The organism is Leisingera sp. F5 (genome assembly GCF_001593695.1).
Genome location: NZ_LUKH01000035.1, coordinates 1 through 13,979, shown reverse-complemented (window position 1 = coordinate 13,979; position 13,979 = coordinate 1). Strand labels below are relative to the sequence as shown.

Below are 13,979 nucleotides of genomic sequence, written 5' to 3'. Positions count from 1 at the left end.
GGTCAGGACCGGCCCTTGCCGGTGGCTTCCTCGACAACGGGCATCCATTTGGCCCGGTTCACCGCCAGCCAGCCGCGGGCGGCGCCCTGCGGGGTCTCGCCCCGGACATCCACCAGCCCGATCAGCGGCTGCTGGTCCCAAATGCTCAGCTGATAGTTCTTCAGGATCTCATGGGCCGCGGGCCAGCGGTCCTTAAGGCCGGGCCAGCTCGCCTTCACCACCCCGCCGCGGGCAAAATCGCAATCGCCGGTGGCCTTGGGGTTCGGCCCCCAGGAAGGATCGGTGTAGCAGGCCGGTTCCGGCTTGGGCAGGCGCACAAATTGCAGCGCATAAGACGACATGGCCCAATGCGGCGCCCAGAAGGTAGAGATCACCGGACGCTTCTCTCGGTAGGCGGTCTGGAAGGCTTCAATCATCGCTGCCTCGGATTCGGCAGCGACCACATCAAACGGCAGCTCCAGTGCCAGTATCCGGTCGGCCCCAGGCGATCCCCAGGAATCCGGATAGGCCAGATAGATTCCGCGTTTGCCTTTTCCATCCTCGGAGAAGATGCCTGCGCAGTCGCGCAGCGCCTCCCAATTGGGCAGGCCAGGGCACATCTGCGCCACATAGGGCGGGAAGACCACCCCGTTGCGCGCGTCCAGCCCCATGTCGCCTAGGTTTTCCAAACGGCCCGCCTCCACGAGATCAAAGTATTCCGTCGGGTCGCTGCTGGTCCAAACCTCGACCATCGCGTGCACATCGCCGGTTGCGATCTCCTCGTACAGGGCGCTTTGGTCCGCCTCGACGTACTCAACCGTATATCCGGCCTCTTCCAACAGGCCCCCTGCGATATAGGTCGACAGTTGCTGACCGGTCCAGTTGTTCAGAGATAGCCGGATTGGCGTTCCGGTGTCCCCCATGTCAGCGGCTTCGGCGGCCCCCGAAACCGCCAGCGCCGCCAAAGCGGCGGCAAACGCTTTGAATTTCATTGGCGTCACTCCCGTACTGCCAGTATTTCCACGTTCCGCACCCCCGGGCACGGCTCTGGTTCCGGCATAGCAGGCGGGAGTTGACAAAGATTAACGCACCGCTGGAAGCGGCGGTCTTATGGCGGGGAAAAAACCTAAAACTTGCCTCAAGCGCGGAATGCGCACACCAGCCGCCCTAACCGGTCAGCCGGTCTTGCGCGCCACCAGCAGCACCGGATCATAGGTCAGCGGCAGCTTGCCGCCACCGCCGAAACGCTGCCGGTAGGCGTCTTCAAATTCCTGCAGCCGCCTGCGGCTCCAGCTTTGCTGGGCGTGGCCGTTGACACCGGTCCGGCGCAGGTGTTTCAGCAGCTCCAGCGCGGTATCGAACTCCAGCACGGCAGGGCGCTGTTCGATGGCCAGAATCTCCAGGCCTTGCGGCAGCACGGACGGCCACTCCCCGGCATCCAAATAGCTGGGCGCCGCCGCGGCCGAGCCGAGCGCCGCCAGCTCGCGGAACTGGCCCCGGCCAAAGCCCGACAGCGCCAGCCAGCCGCCGGGTTTCAACCGCGCCGCCAGCCGGGCCATCAGCGCGGGCAGATCGCAAACCCATTGCACGGTCGAGGCCGAGGCGATCAGGTCCAGTTGCTGCGGCAGCGGCAGGGTCTCGATCGGGCCGGCCTCAAACCGGGACTGCGCCGGGGCTGCGCCGCCCAGTGCCTGCAGCACCTGCGCCGCCTCCGGCACCAGGTCATTCAGCAGCAGGCTGCCGGCCGAGAACCGTTGCAGCAAGTGCCGGGTCAGATGACCGGTGCCGCAGCCGAACTCCAATACAGCCCCGAACCGGCGGGGCGCGCCCTGCGCCTGCAGCAGCCCGGCAAGCTGCGCCGCAATATCCGCCTGCACAGACGCGGTGCCGTGATAACTGTCCAGCCCGCGGCGGAAGCTTTGGCGCACGCGGGTCTGATCCAGCTGAGGCGGCAGCACATCTTTCACTGAAACAGCCCCTCCCACTGCGAGAACTGGCCAAAGGGGGCGTGCGGCGCTTCGATCTGTGTCACGTTCTGCCCCGCCCAAGCCCGAGCCAGATTGGCGGGTGGAAAGATCTTGTCGCCGGAGCTGATCCAGATCCGGTCAAACCGCATCTGCGGCGCGTCACCGCGCTGCTCCACCGCCAGCAGCTCGGCCCGCCGCGCGGGCACATCCAGTGCTTGTGCCTCTTGCGCAGCGCCGAACACACGGGCCAGAAACCCTTGGTAGCTTTCCAGGCTCAGCGTTTCCATTGTCCTGCGGAAAACCGCTGGCGGGATGCCTGCGCCCCGGTTCACCGGCTGCAGGCTGCCGTTCACCGCCGCCTTGCGCTGGAACAGATCGGGCCGCCCCTGCTGCCAATGGGCATAAGCCGCGACGCCAAAGGACCAGGCCAGCAGGCTGACACGCCCGTATTCCGACAGGTCCGGCAGCTCTGCGTCCAGATCGGTGTAATCGCTGGCAAACAGGATGTCTTGCGGACCATCCAGATGCCAGAACACCTCCGGCCCCACAGCCCAGCCGCCAAAGACCACGATGGCCTCGGCTGCATTGTCCTGTTTGAGCCAGCGGAACTCCATGACTTACAGCTCCCGCGCCAGCCGCAGCATACCTGCTGTGATCGCGCTCAGCTGATCCGGGGACGTGATGAACGGCGGCATGGTATAGATGTTCTTACCAAAGGGGCGCAGGAAGACGCCCATCCCGTGCGCGCGGGCGTGCGCCTCGTCTGCGGATACCGCATGTTTCATCTCGATGACGCCGATCGCGCCCAGCACCCGCACATCGGCCACATTGGGAAGGTCGCGCGCCGGGGCCAGCTCGACCGCCATCTGTTCGGCAATCGCCGCAACCGTGCCGCGCCAGTCCTGCCCGGTCAGCAGGTCCAGCGAGGCCTTGGCTGCGGCACAGGCCAGCGGGTTGGCCATATAGGTCGGCCCGTGCATGAAGATACCGGGATTGCCGCCGCCGACACCCTCGGCCACACGGTCATTGGTCATCGTGCAGGCAAAGGAAATATGACCGCCGGTCAGCCCCTTGCCAAGACAGATGATGTCCGGCTCCACCCCGCAGAAACCGGTGGCAAACATCTCCCCGGTGCGGCCGAAACCGGTCGCGATCTCGTCGAAGATCAGCAGGATACCCAGTTCATCGCAAAGGGCGCGGGCCCGGTTCAGATATTCCGGGTGATAGAAATACATGCCACCAGTGCCCTGCACGACGGGCTCCAGGATGAAGGCGGCGATCTTGTCCTGCCCGGCCTCCAGCACGCTGCGCAGTTCACCCAGACCGTTCCGGGCCGGGTCGTCGGTCCACTCCTCATGGATACGGATGGGCGGGCGGGAGACGAAATGCTGCACGCTCAGCGCGCCCTGAAACAGGTGGTGCATACCAGTGTCCGGGTCGCAGACGCTCATCGCTTTCCAGGTATCGCCGTGATAGCCGGAGCGGATGGTGGCGAATTCCTTGCGCCCCGGCTGGCCAATTGCGTGCTGGTACTGCACCGCCATCTTCATCGCCACCTCGACCGAGACCGAGCCCGAATCGCAGTAGAAGATACGCGTCAGGCTTTCGGGGGTGATCTCCAGCAGCTTGCGGCCCAGATTGATGGCCGGATCATGGGTCAGCCCGCCGAACATCACATGCGGCAAGGTGTCGAGCTGGTCGTGGATTGCCTTGGTGATCGCCGGGTTTTTATGCCCATGCATCATGCACCACCAGGACGACATGGCGTCGATCAGCCTTGTGCCGTCGTCCAGCGTGATATGCACGCCTTCGCTTTCCTTCACCACAAAGGTCGGGCCGGGCTTGGCGACATTGGTGTAAGGGTGCCAAAGGTGCTGCTGGTCGAATTCCAGCTGGGTAAGGCCTGATGCACTCATGCCGCTTCTCCTTGGGCCAGCGCTTCCTTGATCAGGTCCACCCGGATGCCGGCCTGAAAGGCCACGGCCAGGGCGTCAGAGCTCAGTTCAGCCAGCACCGGCAGGCGGCCCAAGTGCGCCACCTGGCCGAACTGGCAGATGGTTTCCTCCACCTCCGGCTCCGCATCACCAATGAAAGCAACGCCCACCACCGCACAGCCCACATCCCGCAAGGCTTTCAGCGACAAGAGCGTGTGGTTAATCGTCCCCAGCTGGGTCCGGGCGCAAAGGATCACCGGCGCGCCCCAGCGCGCGAAGAGATCGAGATACAGTACCTCGCGGTTCAGCGGCACCATCAGCCCGCCCGCCCCTTCGGCGACCAGAACGCCGTCCACCTCTGGCAGAGGCAGCGCGTCCGGGTCGATCTCCACGCCTTCGGCCTCTGCCGACAGATGCGGCGAGGCGGGCAGTTGCAGCAGATAGCCCTCGGGCAGCGCGGGCTGGCCGGAAAGGCGCGCCACGGTCTGACTGTCGGTCTCCTCCTCCAGCCCCGACTGCACCGGCTTCCAATAGGTGGCGCCCAGCGCCTGCACCAGGCCGGCCGAAAAGATGGTCTTGCCAATGCCGGTATCGGTTCCGGTCACGATCAGCGCGCTCATGCCGCAATCTCCAGTTCCCGGGCGAGGTCTTCGAACATCGCGGTGATGACCTCCGCTCCTGTGTTCAGCGTGATCGACAGCCGCAGCCGCGAGGTGCCGCGCGGCACCGTCGGCGGGCGGATGCCGCGGATGTCATAGCCGCGGGCCTGCATCCGCTCGGCCAGCGCCATGGTGCGTTTGTCATCGCCGATCACCACCGGCAGGATCTGGCTCTGGAACCCCTCCAGCCCGCACAGGCGTTTCGCCTCATCTTGCGCATGAGTGATCCCGCGCCACGCCTGTTCGCGGCGGCCCGGGTTCTGCTGCAGCTCCTGCAAGGCCGCCCGCACCAATGCAGCGTTCAGCGGCGACGGAGCGGTCGCAAAGATAAACCCGCGCGCCTTGTTGATCAGCGTCTCGATCAGCACCCGCTGACCGCAGATCAGAGCGCCGGAAGCACCCAAAGCCTTGCCGCAGGTGTGCAGGCTCAGGACATTCGGGCGGTGCGCAATTTCATGCGCCAGCCCGCGGCCCAGATCGCCGAACACACCCGTGGAATGCGCCTCATCCACCACCAGCACAGCACCCTCGGCATTGGCCAGCGCCATCAGCGCATCCAGCGGGGCGAGATCGCCATCCATCGAATAAACCGCCTCGACCGCAATCCAGACCTGGCCTTCGCCGCCCTCAGTGCGCCAGTCCTTCAATACCTGCGCTGCGTCGCTGGCATCGCCGTGCGCAAAGCTGCGGCTTTCGGCACGGCCCAGCCGCATCCCGTCATGGGTGCTGGCGTGGATCAGCGCATCATAAAGCACCAGATCGCCCTGCTGCGGCAGGGTCGAGAAAATCGCCTGGTTGGCGTTGAAACCGCCGCCCATGAACAGCGCAGCCTCAGTGCCGAAGAACTCCGCTGCCTCGGCTTCCAGCAACTGATGCTCTGCATCATTGCCGCGCAGCAGGCGCGCGGCGCCCGCCCCCACCGGAACGCCGCGCGCCAGTGCATCGGCAGCGGCAGCGCGCAGCACATCACTGCCCGCCAGCCCGAGGTAATCGTTAGAGGCAAAGTCATGCCCCTTCCGCGGCATCAGCTGCCGGTAGCGCCCGCGATTGCGCAGCGCTTCCAGCGATTTCTCATGCCTGGGAAAGGCACCCGCCATCAGCGGCTGCCGTCACATCCCACCGCCATAGCGGTGATGCCCAGACGGTCGAACAGCTGCTGGTCCTTGTCCTCTTCCGGGTTGTCCGCGGTCAGCAGCGTGTCACCCACAAAGATCGAGTTGGCACCGGCAAAGAAGCACATCGCCTGCATCTCGTCCGACATATCGGTGCGGCCTGCGGACAGGCGCACATGCGATTTCGGCATCAGGATCCGGGCCAGCGCCACCGAGCGGACAAATTCGATCGGGTCCAGCTTCTCGACATTGGCCAGCGGCGTGTCGGCAATCGGGATCAGCATGTTCACGGGCACCGAGTCGGGGTGCACCTCCAGCGTTGCCAGCGCCAGCATCATGTCGATACGGTCGAGCTGCTTTTCACCCATGCCGACGATGCCGCCGGAGCAGACCTTGATGCCTGCCTCGCGCACCTTGTTCAGGGTGTCGATGCGGTCGGCAAAGGTGCGGGTGGTGATGATCTCCGAATAATAGCGCTCGGAGGTGTCGATATTGTGGTTGTAATAATCCAGACCCGCGTCGCGCAGGCGGAACACCTGGTCTTCTTCCAGCATGCCCAGGGTCATGCAGGTCTCCATGCCCAGGTCTTTGACGCCCTGCACCATCGCCTCAAGCGCTGCCATGTCGCGATCCTTGGGCGAGCGCCAGGCGGCGCCCATGCAATAGCGCGTCGCGCCGCCGTCCTTGGCTTTCTTGGCCTCGGCAATCACCCGCTGCACTTCGATCAGCTTGGAGGCCGACAGTTGCGCGCCGTTGCGCGCCGACTGCGAGCAATAGGCGCAATCCTCGGCGCAGCCGCCGGTCTTGATGCTGAGCAGTTTGGACTTCTGCACCTGGTTGGGGTCGAAATACTGCCGGTGAACTGTATGCGCCTGAAACAGCAAGTCCATGAAAGGCTTGTTGTAAATCGCTTCCGCTTCTTCGCGGGTCCAGTCGGTGCGGATGGGTGCAGCGTCCAGCATGCTGTCTCCTGTTCTCGTGTACCAGTTGGCCATGCGCGGATGGCGGTTCGGGATTTTATAGATAATTTTTCCACCTGCGATCAAGCACCAAAGCTGCGCTGCAGCGATTTACCCCAAAACCGGCAGCGAATTCCAGCCAAGAGACTGCCATTAAAAGATAAAAATAATCTACAAAGTTTTCGGTTGACGCGAACCCCATGCCTCCCCTAGCCCTATAGGCACGCAGGGGAGTCCCGCCCAAGGGACTGAGAGGCGTCATGGTGCGGGGCAACCCGGACCGGCGGCGCGACCCTTTGAACCTGACCCAGTTGATACTGGCGTAGGAAGCTAGGACGCGCCTTTTGTCCCCGCGGGGACAGCCGTTTGAAACGGGCGCATTCCGGTACAGCAGGCCGCTTGCCTGCCGGTTTCCCAGCCAAAACTCATCTGGTGTCTTTTCTGAGTTATTGGCTTTGAGGAGCACCAAAATGAACGTCCCCAACCCCAAGATCACCACAGGTGCGTTGCCCGCGTCGCGCAAGATCTATGTCGCAGGCGAGGTCCACCCGGACATCCGCGTGCCAATGCGCGAAATCGCCACCCACCCCACGGCGGGCGAAGCGCCGCTGCCGGTCTATGACAGCTCTGGCCCCTATACCGACCCAGACGTGCTGACCGACATCCGCCAGGGCCTGCCGCAGCTGCGCCGCCAGTGGATCGAGGCGCGCGGCGATGTCGAAGAATACCAGGGCCGTGATGTGACACCCGCGGACAACGGCTTTGTCGCGGGCGAGCGGCTGACGCCTGAATTCCCGGTAAAACCCGCGCCGCTGCGGGCCAAGGACGGTAAGGCGGTGACCCAGCTGGCCTATGCCCGCGCCGGCATCGTGACGCCGGAGATGGAATTCATCGCCATCCGCGAAAACCAGCTGCGTGAACTGTCGCCCTGCCACCGCGACGGCAATGATTTCGGTGCCAATATCCCCGATTACGTGACGCCGGAATTTGTCCGCGATGAAATCGCTGCCGGCCGCGCCATCATCCCCGCCAACATCAACCACCCCGAGATCGAACCGATGATCATCGGCCGCAATTTCCTGGTGAAGATCAACGCCAACATGGGCACCTCTGCGGTGACTTCCTCGATGGAGGAAGAGGTCGACAAGCTGGTCTGGTCGATCCGCTGGGGCGCGGACACGGTGATGGACCTGTCGACGGGGCGCAACATCCACAACACCCGCGAATGGATCATCCGCAACAGCCCCGTGCCCATCGGCACCGTGCCGATGTATCAGGCGCTGGAAAAGGTGAACGGCATCGCCGAGGACCTGACCTGGGAGGTATTCCGCGACACGCTGATCGAACAGGCCGAACAGGGCGTCGATTACTTCACCATCCACGCGGGCGTGCGCCTGCATATGGTGCCGATGACGGTTGAGCGGGTCACGGGGATCGTCTCGCGCGGCGGCTCGATCATGGCCAAGTGGTGCCTGCATCACCACAAGGAGTCGTTCCTCTATGAGCACTTCGAGGAAATCTGCGACATCTGCCGCCAGTATGATGTCTCCTTCTCGCTGGGCGATGGATTGCGCCCGGGTTCGATTGCCGACGCCAATGACGAGGCGCAGTTTGCCGAGCTGGAAACCCTGGGCGAACTGACCAAAATCGCCTGGGCCAAGGACTGCCAGGTGATGATCGAAGGGCCAGGCCATGTCGCCATGCACAAGATCAAGGAGAACATGGACAAGCAGCTGGAGTGCTGCCACGAGGCGCCGTTCTATACGCTTGGGCCGCTGACCACGGATATCGCGCCGGGCTATGACCACATCACCAGCGGCATTGGTGCGGCGATGATCGGCTGGTTCGGCTGCGCGATGCTCTGCTACGTGACGCCCAAGGAGCATCTGGGCCTGCCGGACCGCGACGACGTCAAGGTGGGGGTGATCACCTACAAGATCGCCGCCCATGCCGCCGACCTCGCCAAGGGCCTGCCGGGCGCCCAGCGCCGCGACGACGCGCTGAGCCGCGCGCGGTTCGAGTTCCGCTGGGAGGATCAGTTCAACCTGTCGCTGGACCCGGATACCGCGCGCGAATTCCACGACCAGACCCTGCCGAAACAGGCCCATAAGGTGGCCCATTTCTGCTCCATGTGCGGGCCGAAATTCTGCTCGATGCGGATCAGCCACGACATCCGCGCCGAAGCACAGAAGGAGGGCATGGAGGCAATGGCCGCCAAGTTCCGCGAAGGCGGTGAGCTGTATGTGCCTGCAGCCGAGGCTGCGGAACCGGCAGAATGATCACCATTGCAGGCGCGGGCCTGGCCGGCCTCGCCTGCGCCTATGAACTGGCGCAGCGCGGGGCCAGGGTCACGGTCTATGAACGGGGGGAAACCTCCGGGGACAGCAGCGTCGCGCGCTTTGCGGGCGGCATGCTGGCCCCCTGGTGCGAGAGGGAAAGCGCCGAAGCAGAGGTGATCACCCTCGGCAGCCGCGCCTTCACCTGGTGGGCCAGGGTCACACCGGTCCACAGGCGCGGCACGCTGGTGGTGGCGCCCGCCCGCGACCGTGCAGAACTCACCCGGTTTGCCCGCCGCACCACCACCCACCGGCAGGTGAACGGGGCGGAGATTGCAGTTCTGGAACCGGCGGTGGCCGGGCGGTTTGCGCAAGGCCTGTTCTTTGAGCAGGAGGCGCATCTGGACCCGCGCCGCGCCCTGCGGGATCTGAGTGCCAAGGTACAGGAGATGGGAGTGGAGATCCGATACGGCTCCCCTGCCCCGGCCGGCGTCACGCTGGACTGCACCGGCATGGCGGCACCGCTGCCGGGTTTGCGTCCCGTGCGCGGCGAGATGGCCATTCTGCATTGCCCTGAGGTGCAGATCCGCCGCACCCTGCGCCTGCTGCACCCGCGGATGCCGCTGTACCTTGTTCCCCGCGGCGACGGGCATTTCATGATCGGCGGCACCATGATCGAAAGCAGCTCGGACCGTCCTGTCACCCTGCGCTCGCTCAGCGAACTGCTGAACGCCGCCTACACTCTGCACCCCGCCTTTGCCGAGGCCAGCGTGGCGGAAACCGGCGCAGGACTGCGCCCCGCCTTTCCCGACAACCTGCCGCGGCTGACCGAACAGGACGGCACGCTTTTTCTCAACGGGCTTTACCGCCACGGCTTTTTGCTGGCGCCCGCAATGGCGCAGCGGGCCGCGGACCAACTGCTACCGGAGACGACAGATGAAAATCATCGTGAACGCCAAACCGCATGACCTATCCGCAACCGACCTGAAAACCGCCCTGCAGGAACTTGGCTTTGCCTGCTCCTCTGTCGCCACCGCGCTGAACGGCACATTTGTGGCCCGCAGCAACCGGGAACAGGTGCAACTCACTGAGGGCGACCACCTGGAAGTGCTTGCCCCGATGCAGGGAGGCTGAAATGCAGTTTTATGGAACAGAAATCACCTCGCGGCTGCTGCTGGGCACCGCGCAATACCCCTCGCCCGCGGTTCTGGCAGAGGCGGTGAAATCCAGCGGCACCGGAATCATCACCGTCAGCTTGCGCCGCGAAACCGCTGACGGCTCCGGAGCCGGCTTTTGGGAGATTTTGCGCGAAACCGGTTGCCGGATCCTGCCCAATACTGCCGGCTGCCACTCGGTGCAGGAAGCCGTGACCACCGCCCATATGGCACGGGAGCTGTTTGACACGCCCTGGATCAAGCTGGAGGTGATCGGCCATTCCGACACGCTGCAGCCGGATGTGTTCGGGCTGGTTGAGGCGGCGCGGATTCTGTCGGACGAGGGCTTTCAGGTCTTTCCCTACACCACCGACGATCTGGTGGTCGGCGAGCGGCTGCTGGAGGCGGGCTGCGAAGTGCTGATGCCCTGGGGCGCGCCGATCGGCTCGGGCCAGGGATTGCGCAACCCGGATGCCTTGCGTGCGATGCGGGCGCATTTCCCGCAGGTGCCGCTGATCGTGGATGCCGGCATCGGGCGGCCCTCGGATGCGGCACAGGCGATGGAACTGGGCATGGATGCGGTGCTGCTGAACACCGCAGTGGCCAAGGCGGGTGATCCTGCGGGCATGGCACGGGCAATGACATTGGCCATTGAGGCCGGACGCGCGGGCTTTGCCGCCGATCCGATGGAGCGGCGCGACATGGCGGTACCTTCAACCCCCGTTCTGGGACTGGCGGAGTTTGCATAATGGAACGTTTCTACCTGATCACGGGCCACGTCGGCCGGCTGGAGCTGCTGGTGCCGCATGGGGCCAAACTTGTGCAGCTGCGCCTCAAGGACGAACCGGAAGCCGAGGTGCGGCGCCAGATCGCCCGCGCCCGCGATTTCTGCGCGGTTCACGACGCGCAGCTGGTGGTCAATGACTATTGGCAGGCCGCGCTGGATCTGAACTGCAACTTTGTTCACCTGGGCCAGGAAGACATGGACAGGGCCGATTTTGCCGCGCTGCGCCGCAAAGGCCTGCGCTTTGGCCTGTCCACCCATGACGAGAGCGAACTGGAGCGCGCCCTGTCGTTCGGGCCTGCCTATGTGGCCTTGGGGCCGGTGTATCCGACATTGTTGAAAAAGATGAAGTGGGACCCGCAGGGGCTGGAGCGGGTGACGCGCTGGAAGCAGATGGCGGGTGCGACTCCTCTGGTCGCGATTGGCGGGCTGACGCCGGAACGGCTGCCCGGAGTGTTTGCTGCGGGTGCGGACAGCGCCGCAGTGGTGACCGACATCCAGCTGGCAGAAGACCCCGAGGCGCGCACCCGCGAATGGGCGGAGGCCTGCCGGGTCAAGGAGGCCGCATGAGCCGTTACACCCGCCAGATGATCCTGCCGGAGGTTGGTGCCGAGGGCCAGGAACGGCTCTCCCGGGCGCATATTCTGGTGGTGGGTGCCGGGGGTCTCGGCTGTCCGGTGCTGCAGTATCTCGGCGGTGCAGGCGTGGGGTGCATCACCCTGATGGATGGAGACGTGGTGGAGGAGAGCAACCTGCACCGGCAGGTTCTTTATACTATGGGGGACCTTGGCCAGCCCAAGGCAGAGGCCGCCCGTCGGCACCTGCTGGCGGCCCACCCGGCGCTGCAGGTGACAGCGCGGATTGCGCCTCTGGATGCGGCCAATGCTGCGGGGATGGTGGCAGCAGCTGATCTGGTTGTGGATGCGGCGGACAGTTTTGCGGTGTCCTATATCCTCTCGGATGAATGCCGGCGGCAGGGCAAGATGCTGATCTCGGCCTCGGCGCTGGGGCAATCGGGTTATGCCGGGGGCTTTTGCGGCGGCGGACCGTCCCTGCGCGCGGTGTTCCCGGATTTGCCCGCACAGGCGGCGACCTGTGCAACCGCGGGTGTCATGGGGCCGGCCGTCGGCATGATCGGTGCGCTGCAGGCACAACTGGCCCTGAAGTCCCTGCTCGATCACCAGCCGTCCCCGCGGGGACAGTTGTTTGTTTTCCGGCTAGGGGACCTCCAGATCAGCAGCTTCCGCTTTGATGAGGCAGCAGAACCGGAGGACGCCCTGCCCTTTACCTCCGCCGCGCATATCACTGCGGATGATACCGTGATCGAACTGCGCGATGCCGCTGAGGCGCCCGGATTGCCCGCGCCCCAGGCCCGCCGGATCGCCCGCGCCGATCTGCTGGCGGCGGAACTGCCGCGCAAGGGGCGGATTGTGCTGTGCTGCCGGACCGGCCTGCGCGCCTGGGGCGCAGCTTCGGATCTGAAGGCTGCGGGCTATGGCGACCTCGCCCTGCTGGCCGCCGGAGACCCCGCATGACCGCCATCCTGGCGATCGGCGGAACCGACAGCAGCGGCGGCGCCGGCCTCACCCGCGATACGGCCATGGCAGCCGGGCTTGGCGCGGTGGTGCGCCCAGTGGTGACAGCTGTGACTGTACAGACCGATGCCGCAGTCCTGGCCATTCACCCCAGCACGCCGCAAGCCGTTGCAGACCAGGCGAAGGCTGCTTTGACCGCGGTGCCTGCACCGGCCGCAGCCAAGATCGGAATGCTAGGGTCTGCCGCAGTGGCCAGCGCAGTTGACGCGGCCCTGCCCAGAGAGATGCCTATCGTGCTGGATCCGGTTCTTAAAGCAACCTCCGGCGGCAGGCTGATGGCGGCAGACGGCTTTGGCGCATTGCTGAAGCGGGCGATCTTAGTCACACCGAACCTGGCGGAGCTGGAAGTGCTTTCCGGCTCAACCGGCAGTATTGAGACGCAGGCAGCAGTCCTTGTGGCGCAGGGGTGTCAAGCGGTGCTGGTCAAAGGCGGCCATGGCACAGGCGCGCAGAGCATTGATGTGCTCTGCACCGGCGATGGCGCCGTCCTCTCCTTGGCCGCACAACGGCTGCCCGGCTCCAAACGCGGAACAGGGTGCAGCCTGGCCACCGCTATCGCCTGCCACCTGGCCAAAGGAGAGAACCTGCAGGAGGCCTGCCGCCTGGGCAAGGATGCAGTCCACCGCTGGCTTGCCCGCTGAGGCCTGCCCGCAGAAGCCTTCCAGGTCGCTGGCAGACGCTTTTGAGGCCGGTTTCAGAAGGGTCCCGCCCGGCACCGGTTTTTAGTTTGACGGCAGCGCCCCTTTTCAACCAGCACCGGAAGACCTGCCGCATGACAGACATCACCGCCCTTTCCGCCGAGGACATGACCGCCAAGCTGCGGGCGCGTGATCTGAGTGCCCGCGACGTTCTGGCGGCGCATAAGACGCAGACCGAAGCGCGGGAAAGCACCGTCAATGCCTTTGTCACCCTGGACTGGGATGCGGCAGAGGCGCGGGCCGCGGAACTGGATGCGATGGCGGCCTCGGGCGCCTTTGCCGGACCGCTGCACGGTCTGCCGGTTGCCATCAAGGATTGCTTTGAAACCAAGGGCTTGCGCACCACTTGGGGGTCCCGGAGCTTTGAAGCCCATGTCCCGGATTTTGACGCCCTGCATGTGGCCCGTCTGCGCGCGGCGGGTGCCGTGATCACCGGCAAAAGCAACACGCCTGAGTTCACCTTCTCCGGCCAGACCAGCAATCTTGTGGCCGGCACCACCCGCAACCCGCTGAACCCGGAAAAAACAGTGGCCGGCAGCTCGGGCGGCGCCGCGGCAGCGCTGGCGGCGCATATGGTGGCGCTTGCGGATGGCTCGGATCTGGGCGGCAGCACCCGCACGCCCGCAGCCTGGTGCGGTGTCGTGGGGTACCGGCCGACCCCGGGCCTTATCCCCTATGACCCGAACCCGGCGCCGTTCGACGGGCTGTCAGTGCCCGGTCCGATGGCCCGGACCCTGCGCGATCTGGTGCTGATGCTGGAAGCCATGCAGGGCAACACCCCCCGCCAGCCGCTGGGCTTCTGGCAGGACATGCCGCGGCTTGCCAGCCTGGAAGAGGCGCCGCCCCGCAGCGCAGGCAGGGT

General features: G+C 65.2%; 15 protein-coding genes and 1 riboswitch. Of the genes, 8 read left to right on the top strand and 7 right to left on the bottom strand.

Going from position 1 to position 13,979, the window contains the following annotated elements; genetic code table 11:
• Positions 1 to 2: 2 nt before the first annotated feature.
• The 7 genes from A2I95_RS19710 to bioB form a co-directional block, all read right to left on the bottom strand.
• Positions 3 to 971 carry an ABC transporter substrate-binding protein gene (locus tag A2I95_RS19710; protein ID WP_291732438.1) on the bottom strand — a complete coding sequence of 323 codons (969 nt, stop codon included), beginning with the start codon at positions 969 to 971 and terminating at the stop codon, positions 3 to 5.
• 183 nt (positions 972 to 1,154) lie between these two features.
• Positions 1,155 to 1,946, bottom strand: coding sequence for a malonyl-ACP O-methyltransferase BioC (gene bioC / locus A2I95_RS19705; RefSeq protein WP_291732436.1), 792 nt, complete (start codon positions 1,944 to 1,946; stop codon positions 1,155 to 1,157).
• The gene (locus tag A2I95_RS19700) at positions 1,943 to 2,560 is read right to left on the bottom strand and encodes a pimeloyl-ACP methyl esterase BioG family protein (protein ID WP_291732433.1); all 618 of its coding nucleotides are present in this window, start codon (positions 2,558 to 2,560) and stop codon (positions 1,943 to 1,945) included. The genes bioC and A2I95_RS19700 overlap by 4 nt, the downstream gene beginning before the upstream one ends.
• Positions 2,561 to 2,563: 3 nt before the next feature.
• Positions 2,564 to 3,862, bottom strand: a complete 1,299-nt coding sequence (gene bioA, locus A2I95_RS19695) for an adenosylmethionine--8-amino-7-oxononanoate transaminase (protein ID WP_291732431.1) — start codon at positions 3,860 to 3,862, stop codon at positions 2,564 to 2,566.
• Complete coding sequence (gene bioD, locus A2I95_RS19690; protein WP_291732429.1) at positions 3,859 to 4,500, bottom strand: dethiobiotin synthase; 642 nt, start codon at positions 4,498 to 4,500, stop codon at positions 3,859 to 3,861. The genes bioA and bioD overlap by 4 nt, the downstream gene beginning before the upstream one ends.
• Positions 4,497 to 5,636 (bottom strand): 8-amino-7-oxononanoate synthase, encoded by a 1,140-nt coding sequence (locus A2I95_RS19685; RefSeq protein WP_291732427.1) that lies wholly within the window; start codon positions 5,634 to 5,636, stop codon positions 4,497 to 4,499. Before A2I95_RS19685 ends, bioD begins: the two co-directional genes overlap by 4 nt.
• Positions 5,636 to 6,613 carry a biotin synthase BioB gene (gene bioB / locus A2I95_RS19680; protein WP_291732425.1) on the bottom strand — a complete coding sequence of 326 codons (978 nt, stop codon included), beginning with the start codon at positions 6,611 to 6,613 and terminating at the stop codon, positions 5,636 to 5,638. The genes A2I95_RS19685 and bioB overlap by 1 nt, the downstream gene beginning before the upstream one ends.
• Positions 6,614 to 6,827: 214 nt before the next feature.
• Positions 6,828 to 6,956, top strand: a riboswitch (TPP riboswitch).
• 124 nt (positions 6,957 to 7,080) lie between these two features.
• Between bioB and thiC the strand changes: the two genes are divergently transcribed.
• From thiC to A2I95_RS19640, 8 genes are all read left to right on the top strand, one after another.
• Positions 7,081 to 8,889 (top strand): phosphomethylpyrimidine synthase ThiC, encoded by a 1,809-nt coding sequence (gene thiC, locus A2I95_RS19675; RefSeq protein ID WP_291732422.1) that lies wholly within the window; start codon positions 7,081 to 7,083, stop codon positions 8,887 to 8,889.
• Positions 8,886 to 9,854 carry an FAD-dependent oxidoreductase gene (locus tag A2I95_RS19670; protein WP_291732420.1) on the top strand — a complete coding sequence of 323 codons (969 nt, stop codon included), beginning with the start codon at positions 8,886 to 8,888 and terminating at the stop codon, positions 9,852 to 9,854. Before thiC ends, A2I95_RS19670 begins: the two co-directional genes overlap by 4 nt.
• Positions 9,823 to 10,020 (top strand): sulfur carrier protein ThiS, encoded by a 198-nt coding sequence (gene thiS, locus A2I95_RS19665; protein ID WP_291732418.1) that lies wholly within the window; start codon positions 9,823 to 9,825, stop codon positions 10,018 to 10,020. The genes A2I95_RS19670 and thiS overlap by 32 nt, the downstream gene beginning before the upstream one ends.
• 1 nt (position 10,021) lies before the next feature.
• On the top strand, positions 10,022 to 10,789 hold the full coding sequence (locus tag A2I95_RS19660) for a thiazole synthase (protein ID WP_291732415.1): 768 nt from the start codon (positions 10,022 to 10,024) through the stop codon (positions 10,787 to 10,789).
• Positions 10,789 to 11,394 carry a thiamine phosphate synthase gene (locus A2I95_RS19655; protein ID WP_291732413.1) on the top strand — a complete coding sequence of 202 codons (606 nt, stop codon included), beginning with the start codon at positions 10,789 to 10,791 and terminating at the stop codon, positions 11,392 to 11,394. The genes A2I95_RS19660 and A2I95_RS19655 overlap by 1 nt, the downstream gene beginning before the upstream one ends.
• The gene (locus A2I95_RS19650; protein ID WP_291732412.1) at positions 11,391 to 12,359 is read left to right on the top strand and encodes a ThiF family adenylyltransferase; all 969 of its coding nucleotides are present in this window, start codon (positions 11,391 to 11,393) and stop codon (positions 12,357 to 12,359) included. The genes A2I95_RS19655 and A2I95_RS19650 overlap by 4 nt, the downstream gene beginning before the upstream one ends.
• A complete protein-coding gene (locus A2I95_RS19645) occupies positions 12,356 to 13,060 on the top strand; it encodes a hydroxymethylpyrimidine/phosphomethylpyrimidine kinase (RefSeq protein ID WP_291732411.1) in 705 nt (234 codons plus the stop codon). Before A2I95_RS19650 ends, A2I95_RS19645 begins: the two co-directional genes overlap by 4 nt.
• 131 nt (positions 13,061 to 13,191) lie before the next feature.
• Positions 13,192 to 13,979, top strand: a 788-nt coding sequence (locus tag A2I95_RS19640; protein WP_291732409.1) for an amidase, incomplete at its 3' end; no start/stop codon positions are given.